The sequence below is a fragment of the Streptomyces sp. NPDC031445 genome, from assembly GCF_055581365.1.
Map to the genome: position 1 here is coordinate 17,115 of NZ_JBVIJO010000003.1, position 22,682 is coordinate 39,796.

Genomic DNA, 22,682 nt, shown 5'->3' on the forward strand with positions numbered 1-22,682 from the left:
CGTGACCCGGACCATCGCCCCCCGCGTGCGGATCCTGGTGCTGCTGTTCATCGCCGTCACCGGCGCGCTGCTTGCGGGCGCCGGACCGGCCTCCGCCCACGCGGCGCTGACCGGCAGCGACCCCGCGCAGGGGGTGGTGGCCGCCAAGGCACCCACCCAGGTGTCGCTCACCTTCTCCGAGAAGGTGGCGCTGAACGACGACTCCCTGCGCGTGCTCGACCCCAAGGGCAAGCCGGTCCAGACCGGCAGCCCGGCCAACGTGAGCGGGACGACGTACGCCGTGCGGCTCAAGAGCGGCCTGACCGACGGCACGTACACCGTCACCTACCAGGTCGTCTCCGCGGACAGTCACCCCGTCGCCGGCGCCTACACCTTCTCCGTCGGGGCGCCCTCGCGGACCGTCGTCTCCGGCACCGGCCCGGTCGCGGGCGGCGGTGTCGTGGGCGGGCTCTACGCGTTCGGCCGGTACGTGTCGTACGCCGGGTTCATCGTGCTCGCCGGCGGCGCGGCCTTCGTGCTCGCCTGCTGGCGGCGCGGCGCGGGCGTACGGCCCCTCCAGCGACTGGTCGTCGGCGGCTGGATCGCCCTGACGGCGGCCACCCTGTGGCTGCTGCTCCTGCGCGGCGCGTACACCGGCTCGGGAAAGGTCGCCGACGTCTTCGACCTCGAACTGCTCGGCCAGGTGCTGCAGACGAAGACCGGCGCCGCGCTCGTGTCCCGGCTGCTGCTGCTCGCCGCCGCCGCGCTGTTCGTCGCCGTCCTCTTCGGCGCCTATACCCGCCCGTCACCCACCGCCACCCTGAACGACGGCGCTGCGCGCCGACTGCCTGATCCCGGGGACGAAGGCGAGGAGAAGCGCGACCTGACCTTCGGGCTCGCCGTCGGCGGCGTGGTCGTCGCGGCCGGGCTCGCCACCAGCTGGGCCATGGCCGAGCACGCCTCCACCGGGCTCCAGCCGGGCATCGCCATGCCGGTCGACGTCGTCCACCTGCTGGCCGTCGCCGCCTGGCTCGGCGGCCTCACCGCCCTGCTCACCGCGCTGTACCGGGCGCCCGCCGAGACCCCGGTCGAGGCCGCCGCCGTACAGCGCTTCTCCCGTGTGGCCTTCGGCAGCGTCCTCGCCCTCGTCGTCACCGGCGTCTACCAGTCCTGGCGGCAGCTCGGCTCCTGGTCGGCGTTCACCGAGACCCGCTACGGACAGCTGCTGCTGGTCAAGATCGGCCTGGTGGCGGTGCTGGTCGGCATCGCGGCCGTGTCCCGGCGGTGGACGGGGCGGCTCACGGACCCGGCCGTCGGCACCGGGGGGACGGAGAAGGCCCAGGCCCGCAAGGAGCAGGTCGCCGCCTCGAAGCCGACCGGCGGCAAGGACACCCGCGCCGGTTCCCGGGACACCGGGCGCGCCGCCCAGCTCGCCCGCCAGCGCGCCGCCGCCGACGCCGCCCGGGAGAAGCGGCTGCGGGACGGCGACCCTAACCGCTTCGGCCTGCGCCGCTCGGTGCTCGCCGAGGCCGGCGTCGCCCTCGTGCTGCTCGCCGTCACCACCGCGCTGACGCAGACCGAGCCGGGCCGCACCGAGCAGGAGGCCAAGGCGGCCACCTCCACGTCGGCCGGCTCCGGCACCTCGGCGGCGTCCGGCGCGCTCACCCTGGACATGCCGTTCGACACCGGCGGCACCGACGGCAAGGGCGTCGTCAGCATCGACCTCGACCCCGCGCGCGTGGGCGGCAACGAGATGCACGTCTACGTCCAGCGCCCCAACGGCCGGGCCTTCGACGTCCCGGAGGTGAAGGTCTCCTTCACCCAGGAGGCGAAGAAGATCGGTCCGCTTGCCGTGAACCCCGACCACATCACCACCGGCCACTGGTCGGCGAGCGGCGTGCAGATTCCCATGGCCGGCGACTGGAAGATCGCCGTCACGGTCCGCACCTCCGACATCGACCAGGTGACCGTCTCCAAGAACGCTCAGATCGGCTGAACCACACCATGCCCGACCAGTCCATCCCCCAGGCCCGTACGCCCGAGACGCCGACGGCGGAGCCCGTGTCCAAGGCGAGCGGCATCTCGCGGCGCGCCCTGCTCGGCACCGCCGGCGCCACCGGGCTCGTGCTCGGCACGGCCGGCGGGGCCGTGGGCTACGCCTCCGCGCCCGCCGGGGCCACTCCGCTCACCTCGGTGGGTGCGGGGAGGGCGATGTTTCACGGGAAACATCAGCCCGGTATCACCGACGGCCTCCAGGCGCGCGGCCACCTCGTCGCCTTCGACCTGGCGGCGGGCGCGGGCCGCAAGGAAGCGGCGGCCCTGCTGCGCCGCTGGTCCACGACCGCCGAGCGGCTGATGGCGGGCGAGGCCGCCCCGCACGGCGACACCGATGTGGCCCGGGACGCGGGACCCTCCTCGCTGACCCTCACCTTCGGCTTCGGACACAGCTTCTTCGCCAGGACGGGCCTGGAGAAGCAGCGGCCCGGCGCGCTCGACCCGCTGCCGGACTTCTCCTCCGACCACCTCGACAAGTCCCGCAGCGACGGCGATCTGTGGGTGCAGATCGGCGCGAACGACGCCCTGGTCGCCTTCCACGCCCTGCGCGCGATCCAGAAGGACGCGGGCTCGGCCGCACGGGTGCGCTGGCAGATGAACGGCTTCAACCGCAGCCCGGGCGCCACCGCCCACCCCATGACGGCCCGCAACCTCATGGGCCAGCTCGACGGCACCCGCAACCCCAAGCCCACGGACACCGACTTCGACCAGCGGATCTTCGTGCCGGACCCGGGCGAGCCGGCGTGGATGGCCGGCGGCTCCTACGCGGTCGTACGCCGTATCCGCATGCTCCTGGACGACTGGGAGAAGCTCTCGCTCACCGCGCAGGAGCAGGTCATAGGGCGCCGCAAGGCCAATGGGGCACCGCTGTCCGGCGGCGACGAGACGACCCCCATGGACCTGGAGAAGACCGACGCCCACGGCGACTACGTCGTCCCGCTCAACGCGCACGCCCGGATCACCCGGCCCGAGAAGAACGGCGGCGCGGCCATGCTGCGGCGCCCGTTCTCCTACCACGACGGCATCGACGCGGACGGCACGCCCGACGCCGGGCTCCTGTTCATCTGCTGGCAGGCGGACCCCCTGCGCGGCTTCGTCCCGGTGCAGCGCAAGCTCGACCGGGGTGACGCGCTGTCGGCGTACATCCGGCACGAGGCGAGCGGCCTGTTCGCGGTGCCGGGCGGGGCGGCGAAGGGGGAGTACGTGGGGCAGCGGCTGCTGGAGGGGTGAACCGGGGAACCACGGGGCGAACCAGCGGTGTGCGGGGCGAACCGGGGTTCAAACCACCCGGTCGAGTGGTTGTCGCCGGACGCCCCGGCCGACCGGGTCCGCGGCCATTAGGGTGAGCACATGCCAGCGAGCTACGCCTACCTCGGCCCGGAGGGCACCTTCACGGAGGTCGCCCTGCGCACGCTTCCGGAGGCGGCCACCCGGGAGCTGATCCCGTACGTCTCGGTGCAGTCCGCGCTGGACGCGGTCCGGGCCGGCGAGGCCGAGGCCGCGTTCGTGCCGATCGAGAACTCCGTCGAGGGCGGCATCACCACCACCCTCGACGAGCTGGTCGCGGGCGAGCCCCTGATGATCTACCGCGAGGTGCTGCTGTCGATCACCTTCGCGCTGCTGGTGCGCCCCGGCACGAAGCTCGCGGACGTCAAGACGGTCTCCGCGCACCCGGCGGCCCAGCCCCAGGTGCGCAACTGGCTGCGCGCGAACCTCCCGGAGGCCGCCTGGGAGTCGGCGGCCTCCAACGCGGACGCCGCCCGTCTGGTCCAGGAGGGCCGCTACGACGCCGCCTTCGCCGGCGAGTTCGCCGCCGCCCGGTACGGTCTCGAAGCGCTGGAGACCGGGATCCACGACGCGGAGAACGCGCAGACCCGGTTCGTGCTGGTCGGCCGCCCGGCCCGGCCGGCCGCGCCCAGCGGTACCGACAAGACCTCCGTGGTGCTGTGGCAGCGGGACGACCACCCCGGCGGCCTGCGCGACCTGCTCGGGGAGTTCGCCTCGCGCGGCATCAACCTCATGCTGCTCCAGTCGCGGCCGACCGGCGCGGGCATCGGCAACTACTGCTTCTGCGTCGACGCCGAGGGGCACATCGCCGACCGGCGGATGGCGGAGGCGCTGATGGGCCTGCGGCGGATCTGTCTCCAGGTGCGCTTCCTCGGCTCCTACCCGCGTGCGGACATCGCGCCGGGCGGGGCCCGTCCGACGCTGCCGGGAACGTCGGACGAGGAGTTCATGGCGGCGGCGGACTGGGTGGCGCGCTGCCAGGACGGCCGGTTCTAGCGGGTCGTACCCACGGACGCCGACCGGTCGTACCTGCGAACGAACGTTATCCACAGAAGTTATCCACAGGCACCCTTCTCGACCTGGGGACAAGTCGACAGGGCAACGCCACAGGGTCGACAAATCGCCCTGGAAGGCCCACCCGAGGCCACCGGCGGCCGACTCACCCTTCGTCCACCCGTTTCCTTTGGTTCATCTTCTGGGGCGACCGTTTTCCACCCGAAAGTGGGCGTCGTTACGGTTTGGCCCGGGAATTCTTCAGTCCGCCCACCCTTTACGGAGTGATCAATTCCGAAGTCCACAGATCTTCCACACAGCCTGTGGATAACTTCCCCGGGGGTGCGGATCGCTGTGGACAACCCGGCCGCCAAATCCCGTTCTCCACAAGGAAGTCGGGTCAACCGCGCGCTCGGGGCGTGGCCCGTCCCAGGGAGTGAGACACTCTTCCCTTGACGCCCGGCGTGTCGTACAGGCGGCACGACGGAACACGCACGCAATTACCGCATAACGGAACGTACGCCGCGAAACCGAACTCCCCGGATTAGTGATTCGTGAGCCGCGACCCCGCACCGGTAGCCTTGCCCTCGTGATTGACCTTCGCCTGCTCCGTGAGGACCCCGACCGTGTGCGCGCGTCCCAGCGCGCCCGTGGAGAGGACGTCGCGCTCGTCGACGCCCTCCTGTCTGCCGACGAGCGGCGCAGGTCCTCCGGCGTCCGCTTCGACGAACTGCGCGCCGAGCAGAAGCAGCTCGGCAAGCTGATCCCCAAGGCCACCGCCGAGGAGAAGGCCGAACTGCTGGGCCGCGCCGAGCAGCTGAAGGCGGACGTGAAGGCCGCCGACGCCGAGCGCGACGCCGCCGACGCCGAGACCCAGGAGCTGCTGCTCAGGCTGGGCAACCTCGTCCACCCCGACGTGCCCGTCGGCGGCGAGGAGGACTTCGCCACGCTGGAGACGCACGGCACGATCCGCGACTTCGGCGCCGAGGGCTTCGAGCCCAGGGACCACCTGGAGCTGGGCCAGCTGCTCGGCGCGATCGACGTCGAGCGCGGCGCCAAGGTCTCCGGCTCCCGCTTCTACTTCCTCACCGGTGTCGGCGCCCTGCTGGAGCTGGCCCTGGTGAACGCGGCGATCGCGCAGGCCACCGCCGCCGGCTTCACGCCGATGCTCACCCCGGCGCTGGTCCGCCCGCAGTCCATGGCCGGCACCGGCTTCCTCGGCCAGGCCGCCCAGGACGTCTACCACCTCGACAAGGACGACCTGTACCTGGTCGGCACCTCCGAGGTCCCGCTCGCCGCGTACCACATGGACGAGATCATCGACGCGGACCGGCTGCCGCTGCGGTACGCGGGCTTCTCCCCGTGCTTCCGCCGCGAGGCCGGCTCGCACGGCAAGGACACCCGGGGCATCTTCCGCGTGCACCAGTTCGACAAGGTCGAGATGTTCTCGTACGTCGCCCCGGAGGACTCGCAGGCCGAGCACCAGCGCCTGCTGGAGTGGGAGAAGCAGTGGCTGACCTCGCTGGAGCTTCCGTTCCGCGTCATCGACGTGGCCTCCGGTGACCTCGGCTCCTCGGCCGCCCGCAAGTTCGACTGCGAGGCGTGGATCCCGACCCAGGGCAAGTACCGCGAGCTGACCTCGACCTCGGACTGCACCGAGTTCCAGTCCCGCCGGCTGTCCATCCGGGTCCGCGACGGCAAGCAGGTCAAGCCGCTCGCCACCCTCAACGGCACGCTGTGCGCCGTGCCGCGCACCATCGTGGCGATCCTGGAGAACCACCAGCAGGCCGACGGCTCCGTCCGGGTCCCCGAGGTGCTGCGCCCCTACCTGGGCGGCCGTGAGGTGCTGGAGCCGGTCGCCAAGTGACCGGGTTCCCCTACCGGCTGATCGCCACCGATCTCGACGGAACGCTCCTGCGCTCCGACGACTCGGTCTCGCAGCGCACCCGTGACGCGCTCGCCGCGGCCACCGCGGCGGGCGCCGCGCACATCGTCGTCACCGGCCGCGCGGTCCCCTGGACCCGGCCCATCCTGGACGACCTCGGTTACCACGGCCTCGCCGTCTGCGGTCAGGGCGCCCAGGTGTACGACGCCGGATCCCGCCGCCTGCTGACCTCGGTCACCCTGGACCGGCAGCTCGCGGGCGTGGCCCTGGCCAAGATCGAGGCCGAGGTGGGTCCGCTGTACCTTGCGGCCAGCCGGGACGGCCTGGACGGCGAGGTGCTGGTGGGGCCGGGCTACGCGGTCGCCGGCAAGCTGCCCGCCACCCCGTTCACGGACGCCTCCGACCTCTGGACGGCGCCCCTGAACAAGATCTACATACAGCATCCGACGATGGGCGACGACGAGCTGGCGGAGGCGGCCCGGCAGACGGCCGGCGGCTTCGTCACGGTGGCCATGGCGGGCGAGGGCATCGTGGAGCTGCTCCCGCTCGGCCTGTCCAAGGCCACGGGCCTGTCCCTGGCCGCCCGCCGCCTGGGCCTGAAGGCCGCCGACACGATCGCCTTCGGCGACATGCCCAACGACATCCCGATGTTCGCCTGGGCGGCCCGCGGCGTGGCCATGGCCAACGCCCACGCGGAACTGCGGGCGGTGGCCGACGAGATCACGTCCTCCAACGAGGAGGACGGGATCGCGGTCGTGCTGGAGCGGCTGCTCGGCTAGCGGGCCGTCGCGCCGGGGCACGTAGCGGACCAGGACCGGGTGCCCTTGCCGTGGCCGTCGTGCCCGGTGTCCGGGCCGCCGTTCGCGGTGCGGCGCGCCGGGGCCCCGTCACCGGCGCGGTCGCCGGCCTCGTCCGACCCGGCCCGGCGCCAGGGGGCCCGGTCACCGCGGGCGGCCGGACCCCCGTGGCAACGCCTGGGTGCGCGGCCCACGCGAGAGCGACATCGCGTGCTCGAAGCGGCCGCGCCGGGCAGTCCCCGTGGCCTCACGGAGACGCCCCCAGTCGGTGACGCCGGGACGATCCCGGCGTATGGGGCACAACCACTGTGCCCCGCACCGGAGCCGGGCGCCACCGAATAAGGCCGGCGGGCGGACACCCGCTACCTCCGGCGCCACCTGCGGCGCCGCGCCTTGCTGAAGAACCAGCCGGCCGGCGGGTCGTCGGAGCGCCAGGGCCGGGGCTCGGGCGCCTCGGCCCGCCAGCGCGCGGCGAGCATCCGGGCCCGCGCCGACGGCTCGGAGATGCCGGCCGCCCGGACGAACGTCTCGTCCAGGACGGCGTCGTCCCACACGTCCCTGCCGGTCCGCTCCCGGTCTTCGTGCTGCGGCGTCTCCTCAGCCATCTCCGGCCTCCTGGCCGTACGTCCGCTGGGCCCAGTGTGCCCGGGCCGGGGTGAAGCCCCCGTCAAGGCCCGGGCCCGTCACTCCTCGCCCGCGAGCGTCAGCGACCGCAGCTTCTGGCCGGCGTACCAGGTGGCCAGGACGGTGACCGCCACCAGCAGCACGGTGGCCGTCGGCAGGCTCACGTCGGAGGTCACCAGGTCCCCGCCGGCCAGCTTGTGGGCGACGGCGAGCGACCACTGCTGGACGCTCAGCGTGCGCGCGCCAGGCACCAGGGAGCCGAACAGCGCCTCCCAGACCAGGGCGTAGACGAGCCCGAAGACCACCGCGTGCCGGGAGACCGTGCCCAGCAGCAGGAAGAGCGCCGAGTAGGCGATGGAGGAGACCAGCGCGGCGACCGTGTAGGCGACCGCGATCTGCTGGCCGTTGCCGTTCAGGATCAGTCCGGCGACCAGGGTCGGCACCGCCGAGAAGACCATGGTCACGGCGACGGCGATGATCAGCTTGGTGAAGATGATCGTGGGCCGCTTGAGCGGCTTGGACAGCAGGTAGACGACGGAGCCGTCGTCGATCTCCGGGCCGATCGCCCCGGTGCCTGCGATGACGCCGATGATCGGCACCATGGTGGCGAGCGCGAAGCCGCCGAGGACGTCCGCGGCCGTCTGGTCGTCGGCCCCGGTCAGGGCGCGGACGGCCACGGAGATCACGATCAGGAGCAGCGGGAGCGCGCCGAGGATGAGGGCCCGGCGGCGGCCGAGCAGGGCCCGGTAGGTGAGCCGGGCGACAGTGGGGTCGTACATCTTCGGCCTCCTACGCCGCGACCAGGTACGAGAAGACGGACTCCAGGGACTCGTCGGACGGCGAGACCGTGAGGAGCCGGATGCCGTGGTCCCTGGCGACCTTCGGCAGCAGGGCGGTGAAGCGGCCGAAGTCGACGGCCTGGACGCGCAGGGCGCCCTCGGCGTGGTCGACCTCGATGCCGGCCGTCGAGGGGTCGGCGATCAGAGCGGCCGCGAGGGCCCGGTCGTCGCTGGAGCGGACCAGGTAGCGGTGCGGGCGGTCGGTCATCAGGCGGCGGATCCTGCGGAAGTCACCGCTGGCCGCGTGCCGGCCGGCGACCACGACCTCGATGTGCCAGGCGAGCTGCTCGACCTCTTCGAGGATGTGGGACGAGAACAGCACGGTGCGGCCCTCGTCGCCCATGCGCCGCAGCAGGTCCATGAGCTGCATGCGCTGGCGCGGGTCCATGCCGTTGAAGGGCTCGTCCAGCAGGAGCAGCGAGGGGTCGTGGACCAGCGCGGACGCCATCTTCACGCGCTGGCGCATGCCCTTGGAGTACGTCGCGATCCTGCGGTCCTGCGCGTACTCCATCTCCACCGTCGCCAGGGCGCGCTGGGCGGCCTTCTCCCCGAGGCCGTGCAGTTCGGCGTTGGCCACGACGAATTCACGGCCGGTGAGGAAGTCGTACATCGCCTCGCGCTCGGGGACGATGCCGATGTGCCGGTAGATCGTCTCGTTGCGCCAGACCTGCTGCCCGTCGAGGGTGACGGTGCCGGTGGAGGGGGCGAGGAAGCCGCCCATCATGTTGATGAGGGTGGACTTGCCGGCGCCGTTGGGGCCGAGCAGGCCGGTGACGCCGGGGCCGATGGTCATGGTGATGTCGTTGACGGCGACCACGTTGCCGAACCAGCGGGAGACGTGGTCGATGACGAGGGTGCTCATGGGCGCGGCCCGTTCCTTAGCAGGGTGGTGGTGGCCGGACGGGTGGGCGTGGTCACAGTCCCACCTTCTTGTAGCGGCGCATCAGCAGGCCGTAGCTGGCGGCGATCAGGCCCAGCACGACCAGGACGTACACCACGCCCTCGCCGCTGCCGGGGCCGGCCGCGCCGGGGAACGCCGAGCTCGCGCCGAGGAAGGCCGACTGGACGCCGTCGATGAGGGTGACGGGCGAGAAGAGGCCGATCCAGGGGATGGCGCCGGTGCTGTTCTGCGCGTCGGCGATGGCCTGGAGCGTGGAGACGGCGCCGTAGGAGATGGTGAGTACGGCGATGACGGCCGCGATGCCGAAGCCGCGCCGCGGGGTGACCGAGGCGATGACCAGGCCGATGCCGGCGAAGAGCAGTGAGAGCAGTGCCACGGAGACGAGTCCCTGCGCGAATCCCTTGGTCTGGTCGGCGAAGTCCAGCTTGGCCAGCAGCGCGCCCACGTAGAGGACGAGCAGCGGGGCCGCGGTGAGGACGAACAGCGCGGAGGCCAGCGCCGCGTACTTCGCCCGGACGTAGTCGGCGGTCTCGATCGGCCGCGAGAAGTACAGCGGGACGGTCTTGAAGCGCAGGTCCCGCGAGACCGACTGGGGCGCCTGCGAGGCGACGTACAGGCTGATGACGGCCTGCATGATGATCGCGTAGCGCGTGTAGTCGACGGGCAGCTCCCTGGCCTTGGTGGCCACCGCGACGGCGACCATGATGGCCGCGGGCACGCACATCACCACGAACAGCAGCATCGGCAGCACCTTGGACTTCACGGAGCGGCCGAGGCCGTAGGCGCCGCGCAGGGACTGCGAGTACAGGGAACGGGTGGCGTAGGAGCGGCCGAGGCGAGGGCCGTCGTAGGTGCGGTAGCCGATGTTGTGGATGCGGGTCTGGTCGCCCGGGGTCGCGGCGGATGCCGGCAGGGGCTGCTCAACTGCCATGGACGGCCGCCTCCTTCCGCTGCTCGTCCTCGGTGAAGACCTCCGAGATGTGGTGCCGGCGCTGCTCCATGCGCACCAGCCCGAGGCCCAGGTCGGCGACGACGTCACGGACCAGGTCGTACGTCTCCTCGCCCTGCGCCGTCAGGAGCAGGATGTGCCCGGCGCCCGGCAGGCCGCTGCCGGCCTCGACGCTCACCCCGCGCGCGTGCAGCGCCTCGCGCACCGCACGCGTGCCGTCGGGGTGCTCGTCGGTGTCGGTGACCTCCACGGCGAGGGTGGTCGTGGTCTGGGTGAAGTCGGTGGTGGAGCTGGAGCGCAGGAGCTTGCCGCCGTCGATGACGACGACGTGGTCGCAGGTGCGTTCCAGCTCGCCGAGCAGGTGGGAGGTGACGAGGACCGAGATGCCGAAGTCGGTGTGGATACGGCGGATCAGGCCGAGCATCTCGTCGCGGCCGACCGGGTCGAGGCCGTTGGTCGGCTCGTCCAGGAAGACCAGCTGCGGGTCGTGCACCAGCGCCTGGGCGAGTTTCACCCGCTGCTTCATGCCGGTCGAGTAGCCGCCGATGGGGCGGTACCGCTCCTCGTACAGCCCGACGTGGCGCAGGGTGTCGGCCGTGCGCTCGCGGGCGGCGGCGGGCGGCAGGCCGGACATGCGCGCCATGTGGACGACGAACTCGGTGGCCGAGACGTCCGGCGGCAGGCAGTCGTGCTCCGGCATGTACCCGACGCGCTCGCGGATGGCGGCGCCCTTGGCGGCGACGTCGAGGCCGAGCACCTCGGCGCGGCCCTCCGTGGCGGGGGACAGGCCCAGCAGGATCTTGATCAGGGTGGACTTGCCGGCGCCGTTGGCCCCGACGAGTCCGGTCACACCGGGTCCGATGTCCACGGACAGCCGGTCGAGCGCGGTCACCCGGGGGAACCGCTTGCTCAGGCTTTCGGTCGCGATCACAGTCACGATGTCGACGGTAGTGACGCGGACCACGTCCGTCGTCAGACCGAAGAGCAGTCTTCGCGTCAGCCTCCAGGTGTAGGGGGCCCGTAAGGGAACCCCTCCTTGAGAGGTACGGGCCCCCTGTTGACGCTCGGTCTAACAAGTGCGAGATTCTCCGGTGTCACGTCACGGGCGCGTACGGCGAGGGGCGGCGGGGTGCATGGCGGCGGGCTCGGCCAGGCGGCGTCCGGTGGGGCCGCGGCGATCCCAGATCCCGTGCGCGGCGCCACGCCGACCGGCGCCCCTTCGGGGTGATCACCCACACGGCGGACCGGGTGAAGCGGTGTCACGGGCCGCGCCACCCGTCCGGGTCCGGCGCGCCGTCCCCGAGGGGTCCCCGGGCGGCCTACCCCGCCCCGGCCTCCGGGTGACGGGCGCGGGGTTCGAGGAGATCCTGGTGGTCACCGGCTCCCGGGGCCCCGGGGAGAGCGCATTCCGGCTGGACGACGATCTGCCGCAGACGCGGCGCTGGGCGGAGGAGGAGTGACCTTGAAGGGTGCACGCGAGCGCTGGGTGCGCACGGGCGGCGTCGAGCTGTGCGTCGCCGAACTGGGCGACCCCGGCCGGCCGACGGTGGTGCTGGTGCACGGCTACCCGGACAGCAAGGAGGTCTGGTCGGAGGTCGCCGTCCGGCTCGCCGACCGCTTCCACGTCGTCCTCTACGACGTCCGGGGCCACGGCCGCTCCACCGCGCCCCGGCCGCTGCGCGGGGGCTTCACCCTCGCCAAGCTCACCGACGACTTCCTGGCCGTCGTGGACGCGGTCAGCCCGGACCGGCCGGTGCACCTCGTCGGGCACGACTGGGGCTCGGTTCAGTCCTGGGAGTTCGTCACCACGGGCCGGACGGAGGGCCGTATCGCCTCCTTCACCTCGATCTCCGGCCCGTCCCTCGACCACCTCGGGCACTGGACCAACGCGCGCGTGAAGCGCCCCACGCCCCGCCGGGCGGGCCAGCTCCTCGGCCAGGGCGCCAGGTCCTGGTACGTGTACGCGCTGCACACGCCGGCCCTGCCGGAGCTTGCCTGGCGCGGTCCGCTCGGCACGCTCTGGCCGAAGATCCTGGAGCGGACCGAGCGGGTGACGGGCGGCGACTACCCGACCGACTCGCTGCCCACCGACGCCGCGCACGGCGCCTGGCTGTACCGGGACAACGTCCGCGCCCGGCTTCGCAGGCCGCGTCCGGACGCGTACGCACACGCGCCCGTGCAGCTCATCGTCCCCCAGGACGACGCGTTCCTCTCCGAGCGGCTCTACGACGACCTGGACCGGTGGGTGCCCCGGCTGACCCGCCGCACCATCCCGGCCGGGCACTGGGTCCCCCGCACGCGTCCCGACCAGGTGGCCGCCTGGATCGGGCAGTTCGCGACCTCCGTCGAGGGCGGCCGCCCCGCCCCGCAGCCCACCGGGCGCCACGCCGACCGGTTCGCCGGGCAGCTGGTGCTGGTCACCGGCGCGGGCAGCGGGATCGGCCGGGCCACGGCGTGCGCCTTCGCCGAGGCCGGTGCGCGCGTGATCGCCGTCGACCGCGACGCCGAGGCCGCCGCCCGCACCGCCGAGCTGTCCCGGCGGGCCGGCGCGCCCGAGGCCTGGGCGGAGCCGGCCGACGTCTCCGACGAGCAGGCGATGGAGAAGCTCGCGGAGAAGGTCCACGACGAGTACGGCGTGCTGGACGTGCTGGTCAACAACGCGGGCGTCGGCCTGTCGGGCTCCTTCTTCGCCACGACCACCGACGACTGGCGCAAGGTGCTGGACGTGAACCTGTGGGGCGTGATCCACGGCTGCCGGCTGTTCGGCGCGCGGATGGCCGAGCGCGGCCAGGGCGGCCACATCGTCAACGTGGCGTCGGCCGCCGCCTACCAGCCCTCACGCGCGCTGCCCGCCTACAGCACCTCCAAGGCGGCGGTCCTGATGCTCTCCGAGTGCCTGCGCGCCGAGCTGACCGCCCAGGACATCGGCGTCACGGCGGTCTGCCCGGGCTTCGTCAACACCGCCATCACCTCCACGGCCCGCTTCACCGGTGTCGACGAGGAGGAACAGCGCCGCCGCCGGCGCAAGACGGCCCGCCTGTACGGCCTGCGCAACTACCCGCCGGAGAAGGTGGCCGGCGCGATCCTGGACGCGGTGGCCGGCAACAGGGCGGTGGCGCCGGTGACCCCGGAGGCCCACGGCGCCCGTCTGCTGTACCGCTTCGCGCCGGGACTGCTGCGGAGGATCGCGCGGGTGGAACCGAGGCTGTGACCCGAAACGCCGCGCGGGGCGCGGTAGTTGTCCACAACTTCGCCCATCCGCCTGTGGATAACCGCACTTGGCTGTGGATCAAACATCGCAGCGAAAACAAGCTGCGTGATCCGCGTCTCTCCCGCACGCTGGACCCATGGACGAACGCCGCACCGTGAGGGTGTCGAAGTACCTCTCCCGACACCTGCGGCACCAGCCCGGGAGGATCGGGCTCACACCGGACGCGGCCGGCTGGGTGGAGATCGGCACACTGATCGACGCGGCCGCCGCCCACGGCTTCCCGTTCACCCGCGAGGAACTGGACCACGTCGTCGCCGCGAACGACAAGCGGCGCTTCGCCGTCGAGGACGGCAGGATCCGCGCCAGCCAGGGCCACAGCATCGAGGTCGACCTCGGCCTGCCCCCGGCGATCCCGCCGCCGTACCTGTACCACGGCACGGTCGCCCGGCACCTGGACGCGATCCGCGCGGAGGGCCTGCGTCCGATGAACCGGCACGCCGTGCACCTCTCCGCCGACCGGGAGACCGCCACCCGCGTCGGCGCCCGCCGGGGCAGGCCCGTGGTGCTCTCCGCAGACTCCGGCGCGATGCACCGCGACGGCCACGTGTTCCACGTCAGCGACAACGGCGTCTGGCTGACCGAGACCGTACCCGCGCGCTACCTGCGCTTCCCCGGCCCGCACTGAGCCCACCGTGGCCGCCGGATGGCACACGGTGACCGTTTCGTCCGCCACCGCCGGGGCCGCTTACGCTCGGACGCATGAGTCTGCGTCTGAGCACCGTGATCCTGCCGTACCGCCGCTGGCACGAAGGTGGCCGTGCGGCCTGGGTGCGCGCCGAGCAGCTGGGCTTCCACACGGCGTACACCTACGACCACCTGTCCTGGCGCAGCTTCCGTGACGGCCCCTGGTTCGGCGCGGTCCCGACGCTGACGGCGGCCGCGGCGGCCACCGACCGGCTGCGCCTCGGCACGCTGGTCACCTCGCCGAACTTCCGCCACCCGGTGACCCTCGCCAAGGAACTCATCTCGCTGGACGACATCTCCGGCGGCCGGGTCACCCTCGGCATCGGCGCGGGCGGCACCGGTTTCGACGCCACCGCCCTCGGCCAGGAGCCCTGGAGCCCGCGCGAGCGCGCCGACCGGTTCGCCGAGTTCGTGCCCCTGCTGGACCGGCTCCTCACCGAGGGCGCGGTGTCGTCCGAGGGCCGTTTCTACTCGGCGCACGAGGCCCGGAACATCCCCGGCTGCGTGCAGCGGCCCCGGCTGCCGTTCGCGGTGGCGGCCACCGGTCCGCGCGGCCTGCGGCTCGCCGCGCGGTACGGCCAGGCGTGGGTGACCACCGGCGACCCGAAGCTGTACGAGACCGGCACGCCCGAGCAGTCCGTCACGGCCCTGCGCGGGCAGATCGGCAAGCTGACCGAGGCGTGCGAGGCCGCCGGGCGGGACACCGCCGAGCTGGACAAGGTGCTGCTCACCGGCTTCACCCCGGACCGCGGCCGGCCGCTCGCGTCCCTGGACGCCTTCGTGGACTTCGCCGGTCGCCACCAGGAGCTGGGCTTCACCGAGATCGTGATCCACTGGCCCATCCCGGACTCCGACTTCGCCGCCGACGAGAAGGTCTTCGAGCGGATCGCCATGGAAGCCCTCGCCCAGCTGAACTGACCCCGGGCCGGCCGTCCGCGCCGGCCGCCGCGAGCGTCGCCTGCGTCTCATCTGTGCGGACTGCCGCACGACCGTGCGGGGGCCTGGGTGAGAATGGCCGGGTGACCTCAGCGACCAGACAGCCCGGGACCCCTGCCGCCGCCCTGCCACCGCGGCTGATCGCCACCGACCTGGACGGCACTCTGCTGCGCGACGACAAGTCGGTCTCGCCACGGACCGTCGCCGCGCTGGCCGCCGCCGAGGAGGCCGGGATCGAGGTCTTCTTCGTCACCGGCCGGCCGGCCCGCTGGATGGACGTGGTCAGCGACCACGTCCACGGCCACGGCCTGGCGATCTGCGGCAACGGCGCCGCCGTGGTCGACCTGCACGGCGGCCCCGGCACCCACCGGTTCGTGAAGGTCCGCGAGCTGGCCCGGGACAACGCCCTGAACGCGGTACGGCTGCTGCGCGAGGCGGCGCCCGGCACGGTGTTCGCGGTCGAGCAGACGTACGGCTTCCACCAGGAGCCGGACTACCCCAAGCTGCACATGGAGACACCCGACCATCTGCTGCCCGCCGAGAAGCTGCTCGCGCCCGACGGTCCCGGCGCCGGCCAGCCCGTGCTCAAGATCCTCGCCTATCACCCGTCCCTCGACCCCGACGCGTTCCTCACCCTCGCCCGGCTGGCCGTCGGCGAGCACGCCAACGTCACGCGTTCCAGCCCCAGCGCCCTGCTGGAGCTCAGCGGTCCCGGCGTCTCCAAGGCCAGCACCCTCGCGCTGTGCTGCGCCGAGCGCGGCATCTCGCACGAGGAGGTCGTGGCGTTCGGGGACATGCCCAACGACGTCGAGATGCTGACCTGGGCCGGCCAGTCCTACGCGATGGGCAACGCCCACCCCGACGTCATCGCCGCCGCGTCGGGCCGCACGGTCGCCAACAACGACGACGGCGTGGCGGTGGTGATCGAGCACCTGCTCGCCGACCGGGTGCGGTAGCGCTCCGCGCGGCTGCCGACGACGCGCCGCACGAGCCCGGCGGGCCGGGACAACCGGCCCGTCAGGACGGGGGTCAGCGGCCCGGCCGCTCTGGCCGGGTCCACCGGCGCGGCAGGCCATCACGCTCCTGGAGGCCGAGGCCCCTCGAAGCGGCCCGCCCAGACCCGCGGGGCCCGGGGCGAACCCTCAGCCCGCCCCCACCAGCGACTCCGCCTCGGCCTCCCGGCGTGCCATCTCCCGCAGCGGTCCTTCCTCGGTGATCAGCCGCTCGTACGGGCCTCGCTGCACCACCCGGCCCGCTTCGAGCACGATCACCTCGTCCACCGCGTCGAGTCCCGCCAGCCGGTGGGTGATCAGCAGCGTCGTACGCCCCTCCGTGGCGGCCAGCAGATCGGCGGTCAGCGCGTCCGCCGTCGGCAGATCCAGGTGCTCGGCGGGCTCGTCCAGGACCAGCACGGGGAAACCGGCCAGCAGCGCGCGGGCCAGCGCCAGCCGCTGCCGCTGCCCGCCCGACAGCCGCGCCCCGTGCTCGCCGACCAGCGTGTCCAGGCCGTCCGGCAGCGCGTCCACCCAGTCCAGCAGCCGGGCCCGGGCCAGCGCTCCGCGCAGGTCGGCCTCGGTGGCGTCCTTCCTGGCCAGGAGCAGGTTCTCGCGCACCGAGCTGTCGAAGAGATGCGCGTCCTGCGCGCACAGCCCGACGAACCGCCGTACGTCGTCGCCGTCCAGCGCGCACGCGTCCACACCGGCGAGCGTGTACGAGCCCGCCTCCGGGTCGAGGAAGCGCGACAACACCTGGGCGAGCGTCGTCTTGCCGGAGCCGGAGGCCCCCACCACCGCGACCCGGCACCCCTCCTGAAGCGTCAGGTCCAGCCCGGCGAGCGCCTCCCGCCGCTGTCCCGGGTACCGCGCGACCACGCCCTTGACGACCACCGGGAACGGCGCGGCAGGCGCCTGCCGGGGCGAGACGGGTTCGCGCACGGGCTCGGGCGCGTCCAGGACCTCGTACACCCGCTCCGCGCTGCGCCGCACCCGCTGCCGGTACCGCGCGGCGAGCGGCAGCCCCAGTACGGCCTCGAAGGCGGCCAGGGGCGTCAGGACGACCACGGCCATCGCCACGCCGCTCAGCCGGCCGGCCGCGACCGCCTGGGCGCCGCACGCCGCGGTGGCCGTGACGGTCAGCCCGGAGACGAGCGCGGTGAGCCCGTCCCCGAGCCCGGTGACGGCGGCGGCGCGCGCGGCGATCCGGGTGAGGGTGCCGTCGGCCCGCCGGGCCGCGTCCGCACGGGCCGGCAGCGCGCCGGCGACGGTCAGCTCGGCCGTGCCGGTGAGCAGATCGGTCACCCGGGTGGCGAGGGCTCCCCGGGCGGGCGCCAGCCGCCGCTCGGTCCGCCGGGCCACGGTCGCGGTCAGCAGCGGGACACCGGCACCGGCGGCCAGCAGGCCCGCGGCGAGGACGACACCGGCCTCGGGCAGCAGCCAGGCCGTGAAGCCGACGGAGGCGGCGGACACGGTGAGGGCCACTCCGGCGGGCAGCAACCAGCGCAGCCAGTAGTCCTGGAACGCGTCCACGTCCGCCACCAGCCGGGTGAGCAGATCACCGCGCCGGGTGCCGCGCAGCCCCGCGGGGGCCAGGCGCTCCAGCCTCCGGTACACCGCGACCCGGGTGTCGGCCAGCATCCGCAGGACGGCGTCGTGCGACACCAGCCGTTCGGCATACCGAAAGACGGCCCGTCCGATGCCGAACGCCCGGGTCGCGGTCACGGCCACCATCAGGTACAGCACCGGCGGCTGCTGGGAGGCGCGCGAGATGAGCCAGCCGGAGGTGGCCATGAGACCCACGGCACTGGCCAGGGCGAGACTCCCGAGCCCCAGGGCCCCGGCCAGGCGCCCCCGCCGTCCCCCGCCGATCCCCCGGACCCGCCGCAACACGCCGCTCCCGACCCGCTGCTCCGGCCCACCCTCCAGCCGGCCGGGCCCGGCTCCCACCGGCCCACGGTCCGGCCCACCGGGCCGGGACGCCGTGGGCTCGCCTTCCAGCCGGCCCAGTCCGGTGGCGGGTGGGCGCGGGCGGGGGTCCAGGGACGGCACAGCCGCGGCACCTCCCAGCCGTACCACCCGGTCAGCCACCCCCAACAACGCCGGCCGATGCACGACGAGCAGCACGGTCCGCCCGGCGGCGAGCCTCCGCACCGCGGCCACCACCTCCCCCTCGGTTCCCCCGTCCAGCGCGGCCGTCGGCTCATCCAGCAACAGCACGGGTCGATCAGCGAGGAACGCCCGGGCCAGCGCCAACCGCTGCCGCTGCCCCGCCGACAACCCCGCCCCGTCCTCCCCGAGCACGGTGTCCACCCCCTCCGGCAGCGCCGCCACGAACTCCCACGCCCCCGCGTCCCGCAGCGCCCCGCGCACGGCACCGTCGTCGGCGTCAGGCCGCGCCAGCCGCACGTTCTCCGCGATCGTCCCGGCGTACAGATGCGGGCGCTGCGGCACCCACGCGATCCGCGACCGCCACTCCTCCAGGTCCAGCCCGGCGAGATCCGCGCCCCCGATCCGCACCCGCCCCGCGGTGGGCCGTACGAACCCCAGCACCACGCTCAGCAACGTCGACTTGCCCACTCCGCTCGGCCCGACCAGCGCAACGGTCTCGCCGGGCTCGACGGTGAACGACACCTCGGTCACCGCATCCGAGGACCGCCCCGGATACCGGACGGTGACACCCTCGAACGCCACGCCACCCGCCGGCACCGCACCGGTACCCGACTCCGGCACCGCCGTCTCCAGCACGGAGAAGATCTCCTCCGCCGCGGCAAGCCCCTCCGCCGCCGCGTGGTACTGCGCACCCACCTGCCGCAGCGGCAGATACGCCTCGGGCGCCAGCACGAGGATGACCAGACCGATGTACAGATCCATGTCTCCGTGGACGAGCCGCATCCCGATCGTCACGGCGACCAGCGCGACCGACAGCGTGGCCAGCAACTCCAGCGCGAACGAGGACAGGAAGGCGATCCGCAGCGTCCGCAGGGTGGCCTGCCGGTACTCGCCGGTGATCCGCCGGATGGACTCCGCCTGCGCCTTGGCCCGGCCGAACACCTTCAGCGTGGGCAGTCCCGCGACCACGTCCAGGAAGTGGCCGGACAGCCGGGACAGCAACCGCCACTGCCGCTCCATCCGGGACTGGGTCGCCCAGCCGATCAGCATCATGAAGACCGGAATCAGCGGCAGGGTGCAGACGATGATCGCCGCCGAGACCCAGTCCTCGGTGACGATCCGGGCCAGCACCGCCACCGGCACGACCACGGCGAGCCCCAACTGCGGCAGGTAGCGCGAGAAGTAGTCGTCCAGGGCGTCGACACCGCGCGTGGCCAGGGTGACCAGCGAGCCGGTCCGCTGACCGCTCAGCCAGCCCGGACCGAGCGCCGCCGCCCGGTCGAGCAGCCGCCCGCGCAGCTCCGACTTCACGGCCGCGCTCGCACGGTGCGCCGCGAGTTCGGTGAGCCACGCGACCAACGATCGCCCGACGGCCACGCCGGCCAACAGCAGCAGGGGAGTACGCAGCTCGGCGACCGACTGCCCGTGCTGGAACGCCCCGACCACGATCTCGGCGACGAGCATGGCCTGGGCGATGACCAGTCCGGCGCCGACGGCCCCCAGGCCGATGACCGCGACGAGGAAGAGACGGGTGGCGCGGGCGTACCGCAGAAGGCGGGGATCGATTGGTTTCACGTGAAACATGCCCTTCGGTACCGAGGGTGCTGTTTCACGTGAAACCGCACCCTCGGCGGACTCAGTGCGCGGCGCCGGCCGCAGCGTCAGGAGCGATGTGCTGTGTGCCGATCCGCTGACGGAAGACCCAGTAGGTCCAGCCCTGGTAGAGCAGAACGAGCGGCGTGGCGATCGCCGCGCACCACGTCATGATCTTCAGGGTGTACGGGCTCGACGAGGCGTTGGTGACCGTCAGGCTCCAGTCCCCGTTCAGGGTGGACGGCATGACGTTCGGGAAGAGCGACAGGAAGAGCATCGCCACGGCCGCCACGATGGTGACGCCGGACAGCGCGAACGACCAGCCCTCCCGCCCGGCTTGGTTGGCCACGAGAGCCGCCACCAGGGCGACGACGGCCACGATGAGAGCCACCAGGCTCTTGCCGTCGCCGCTGTCGGCCTGCGTCCACAGCAGGAAGGCGAGCGCCACGACGGCCGCGACCAGACCGACCCGCAGGGCCAGCTTCCGGGCCCGCACCCGGATCTCCCCGACCGTCTTGAGCGCGGTGAACACCGCTCCGTGGAAGGTGAACAGCGTGAGCGTCACCAGGCCACCGAGCAGGGCGTAGGGATTGAGCAGGTCCCAGACGTTGCCGACGTACTCGAAGTTCCGGTCGAGCTTCACCCCCCGCACGATGTTCCCGAAGGCGACGCCCCACAGGAACGCCGGGAGCAGGGAGGTCCAGAAGATCGCCGTCTCCCAGTTGCGCTGCCAGTTCTCCTCCGGCCGCTTGGCCCGGTACTCGAAGGCGACACCCCGGACGATCAGGCAGACCAGGATGACCAGCAGGGGCAGGTAGAAGCCGGAGAAGAGGGTGGCGTACCACTCGGGGAACGCGGCGAAGGTCGCGCCGCCCGCCGTGAGCAGCCACACCTCGTTGCCGTCCCAGACCGGGCCGATGGTGTTGATCAGCACCCGGCGCTCGGGCCGGTTGCGGGCCAGCAGCTTGGTGAGGATGCCGACCCCGAAGTCGAATCCCTCCAGGAAGAAGTAGCCGGTCCACAGGACGGCGATCAGGACGAACCAGACGTCGTGTAGTTCCATGACTGTTCCCTCGGCCTAGTACGAGAAGGCCATCGGCTTGTCGGCGTCACGGGTGTCGCCGCCGATCTTCGTGGGCGGGTTGAGGTCGGCCTCGGTCAGCTCGGGAGGGCCGGACCTGACGTACTTCGCGAGCAGCCTGACCTCGACCACGGCGAGGATGGCGTACAGCGCGGTGAAGACGGTCATCGAGGTGAGGACCTCGCCCTGGGAGACACCGGGGGAGACCGCGTCCCGGGTCTGGAGGACGCCGTAGACGACCCATGGCTGGCGGCCCATCTCGGTGAAGATCCAGCCCCACGAGTTGGCGATCAGCGGGAAGGCGAGGGTCCAGGTCGCGATGCGCCAGTACCAGGGCGTGAGCTTCGGGCTGAGCGCCTTGTTCTTGAACAGCACCAGGTGCGGCACCTCGTCCTCGCCGACCCTGAGCGCTTGCGGCAGCATGAACTTCTTCCGGGTCAGCCAGAGCCCGGCGAGCCCGAGGGCGAAGGAGGCCATGCCGAAGCCGATCATCCACCGGAAGCCCCAGAAGGCGACGGGGATGTTGGGCCGGTAGTCACCGGGCCCGAACTTCTGCTGCTCGGCCTTGTTCACGTCGTTGATGCCGGGCACGTACGAGCTGAAGTTGTCGTCGGCGAGGAAGGACAGCAGGCCCGGGATCTCGATGGCCACGGAGTTGTGGCCCTTGTCCACATCGCCGTAGGCGAAGATCGAGAACGGCGCCGGCTTCTGACCGTCCCACAGTGCCTCGGCCGCGGCCATCTTCATCGGCTGCTGCTTGAACATCACCTTGCCGAGGGTGTCGCCGCTGACCGCGGTGAGCAGGCCGGCGATGACCACGGTGACCAGGCCGAGCCGCAGCGAGGTCTTCATCTCGCGGATGTGCTTCTTGCGGGCCAGGTGGTAGGCGGAGATGCCCACCATGAAGGCGCCACCGGTCAGGAACGCCGCGGACAGGGTGTGGAAGGCCTGGCTGAGGGCGGTGTTCTGGGTCAGCACGGCCCAGAAGTCGGTCAGCTCGGCCCGTCCCCTGGCCTTGTCGATCTTGTAGCCGACCGGGTGCTGCATCCAGGAGTTCGCCGCGAGGATGAAGTACGCCGACAGGACCGTGCCGATCGAGACCATCCAGATGCAGGCCAGATGGATCTTCTTGGGCAGCTTGTCCCAGCCGAAGATCCACAGGCCGATGAAGGTGGACTCGAAGAAGAAGGCGATCAGCGCCTCGAAGGCGAGCGGGGCGCCGAAGATGTCACCGACGAAACGCGAGTAGTCGGACCAGTTCATGCCGAACTGGAACTCCTGCACGATGCCGGTGACCACGCCCATCGCGATGTTGATCAGGAAGAGCTTGCCCCAGAACTTCGTCGCCCTGAGGTACTTCTCCTTCTCCGTGCGCACCCAGGCCGTCTGCAGCCCGGCCGTGAGCGCGGCCAGGGAGATCGTCAGCGGAACGAACAGGAAGTGGTAGACGGTGGTGATGCCGAACTGCCAGCGCGCCAGTGTCTCCGGCGCCAGAGCCAGGTCCACGTCGTCACTCTCCTTACTGCGGCGTGGTACAGCGGCGGTTTGCCCCTTTTGTTGCACACATACGGAGCAAACGAGACGAGCTTGTGAAAGCGTTCACATTCACAAGCCATTATGACGCACTGATTTTCGGACTGCGCAGGGGGGGTCCCCTCTGGGCCAGTTTGTCAAGAGCATGACAGTGGCGGAGGCGCATTTCGG

The 22,682-nt window shown here is 72.3% G+C and carries 17 protein-coding genes; 9 read left to right on the forward strand and 8 right to left on the reverse strand.

The window, feature by feature from the left end; genetic code table 11:
- Position 1 precedes the first annotated feature (1 nt).
- From ACZ5DC_RS10350 to ACZ5DC_RS10370, 5 genes are all read left to right on the forward strand, one after another.
- Positions 2-1,975 carry a copper resistance CopC/CopD family protein gene (locus tag ACZ5DC_RS10350; RefSeq protein ID WP_468651340.1) on the forward strand — a complete coding sequence of 658 codons (1,974 nt, stop codon included), beginning with the start codon at positions 2-4 and terminating at the stop codon, positions 1,973-1,975.
- 8 nt (positions 1,976-1,983) lie between these two features.
- Entirely contained in the window at positions 1,984-3,264 is a 1,281-nt protein-coding gene (gene efeB, locus ACZ5DC_RS10355) for an iron uptake transporter deferrochelatase/peroxidase subunit (RefSeq protein WP_468651342.1), read from the forward strand.
- Positions 3,265-3,384: 120 nt separating this feature from the next.
- Complete coding sequence (gene pheA / locus ACZ5DC_RS10360) at positions 3,385-4,317, forward strand: prephenate dehydratase (RefSeq protein ID WP_468651344.1); 933 nt, start codon at positions 3,385-3,387, stop codon at positions 4,315-4,317.
- A gap of 586 nt (positions 4,318-4,903) precedes the next feature.
- Positions 4,904-6,181 carry a serine--tRNA ligase gene (serS, locus tag ACZ5DC_RS10365; RefSeq protein WP_468651346.1) on the forward strand — a complete coding sequence of 426 codons (1,278 nt, stop codon included), beginning with the start codon at positions 4,904-4,906 and terminating at the stop codon, positions 6,179-6,181.
- On the forward strand, positions 6,178-6,978 hold the full coding sequence (locus tag ACZ5DC_RS10370) for an HAD family hydrolase (protein WP_468651348.1): 801 nt from the start codon (positions 6,178-6,180) through the stop codon (positions 6,976-6,978). Before serS ends, ACZ5DC_RS10370 begins: the two co-directional genes overlap by 4 nt.
- 380 nt (positions 6,979-7,358) lie before the next feature.
- On the opposite strand, the gene ACZ5DC_RS10375 is transcribed toward ACZ5DC_RS10370, so the two are convergent.
- From ACZ5DC_RS10375 to ACZ5DC_RS10395, 5 genes are all read right to left on the reverse strand, one after another.
- A complete protein-coding gene (locus ACZ5DC_RS10375; RefSeq protein ID WP_468651350.1) occupies positions 7,359-7,601 on the reverse strand; it encodes an SGM_3592 family protein in 243 nt (80 codons plus the stop codon).
- Between the two features lie 78 nt (positions 7,602-7,679).
- Entirely contained in the window at positions 7,680-8,399 is a 720-nt protein-coding gene (locus ACZ5DC_RS10380; protein ID WP_468651352.1) for an ABC transporter permease subunit, read from the reverse strand.
- Positions 8,400-8,409: 10 nt separating this feature from the next.
- Positions 8,410-9,321, reverse strand: coding sequence for an ABC transporter ATP-binding protein (locus ACZ5DC_RS10385; RefSeq protein ID WP_366752732.1), 912 nt, complete (start codon positions 9,319-9,321; stop codon positions 8,410-8,412).
- 52 nt (positions 9,322-9,373) lie between these two features.
- Positions 9,374-10,291: an ABC transporter permease gene (locus ACZ5DC_RS10390; RefSeq protein ID WP_468651355.1), complete on the reverse strand. Its 918-nt coding sequence runs from the start codon at positions 10,289-10,291 to the stop codon at positions 9,374-9,376.
- Complete coding sequence (locus tag ACZ5DC_RS10395) at positions 10,281-11,240, reverse strand: ABC transporter ATP-binding protein (RefSeq protein ID WP_468652054.1); 960 nt, start codon at positions 11,238-11,240, stop codon at positions 10,281-10,283. Before ACZ5DC_RS10395 ends, ACZ5DC_RS10390 begins: the two co-directional genes overlap by 11 nt.
- Positions 11,241-11,771: 531 nt before the next feature.
- On the opposite strand from ACZ5DC_RS10395, the gene ACZ5DC_RS10400 reads away from it, so the two are divergent.
- The 4 genes from ACZ5DC_RS10400 to ACZ5DC_RS10415 all read left to right on the forward strand — a co-directional run bounded on the left by ACZ5DC_RS10400 (position 11,772) and on the right by ACZ5DC_RS10415 (position 16,156).
- On the forward strand, positions 11,772-13,520 hold the full coding sequence (locus ACZ5DC_RS10400; RefSeq protein ID WP_468651357.1) for an SDR family oxidoreductase: 1,749 nt from the start codon (positions 11,772-11,774) through the stop codon (positions 13,518-13,520).
- A 136-nt stretch (positions 13,521-13,656) separates the two neighbouring features.
- The gene (locus ACZ5DC_RS10405; protein ID WP_468651359.1) at positions 13,657-14,205 is read left to right on the forward strand and encodes an RNA 2'-phosphotransferase; all 549 of its coding nucleotides are present in this window, start codon (positions 13,657-13,659) and stop codon (positions 14,203-14,205) included.
- 74 nt (positions 14,206-14,279) lie between these two features.
- On the forward strand, positions 14,280-15,182 hold the full coding sequence (locus ACZ5DC_RS10410) for an LLM class flavin-dependent oxidoreductase (RefSeq protein ID WP_468651361.1): 903 nt from the start codon (positions 14,280-14,282) through the stop codon (positions 15,180-15,182).
- Between the two features lie 101 nt (positions 15,183-15,283).
- Positions 15,284-16,156 (forward strand): Cof-type HAD-IIB family hydrolase, encoded by an 873-nt coding sequence (locus ACZ5DC_RS10415; RefSeq protein WP_468651363.1) that lies wholly within the window; start codon positions 15,284-15,286, stop codon positions 16,154-16,156.
- Between the two features lie 186 nt (positions 16,157-16,342).
- Here ACZ5DC_RS10415 and cydD read toward each other — a convergent pair whose 3' ends face one another.
- The 3 genes from cydD to ACZ5DC_RS10430 form a co-directional block, all read right to left on the reverse strand.
- Positions 16,343-19,879 (reverse strand): thiol reductant ABC exporter subunit CydD, encoded by a 3,537-nt coding sequence (gene cydD, locus ACZ5DC_RS10420; protein WP_468651365.1) that lies wholly within the window; start codon positions 19,877-19,879, stop codon positions 16,343-16,345.
- 61 nt (positions 19,880-19,940) lie between these two features.
- On the reverse strand, positions 19,941-20,960 hold the full coding sequence (gene cydB / locus ACZ5DC_RS10425) for a cytochrome d ubiquinol oxidase subunit II (protein WP_468651367.1): 1,020 nt from the start codon (positions 20,958-20,960) through the stop codon (positions 19,941-19,943).
- 15 nt (positions 20,961-20,975) lie between these two features.
- Positions 20,976-22,484 carry a cytochrome ubiquinol oxidase subunit I gene (locus ACZ5DC_RS10430; RefSeq protein ID WP_468651369.1) on the reverse strand — a complete coding sequence of 503 codons (1,509 nt, stop codon included), beginning with the start codon at positions 22,482-22,484 and terminating at the stop codon, positions 20,976-20,978.
- Positions 22,485-22,682: the final 198 nt, after the last annotated feature.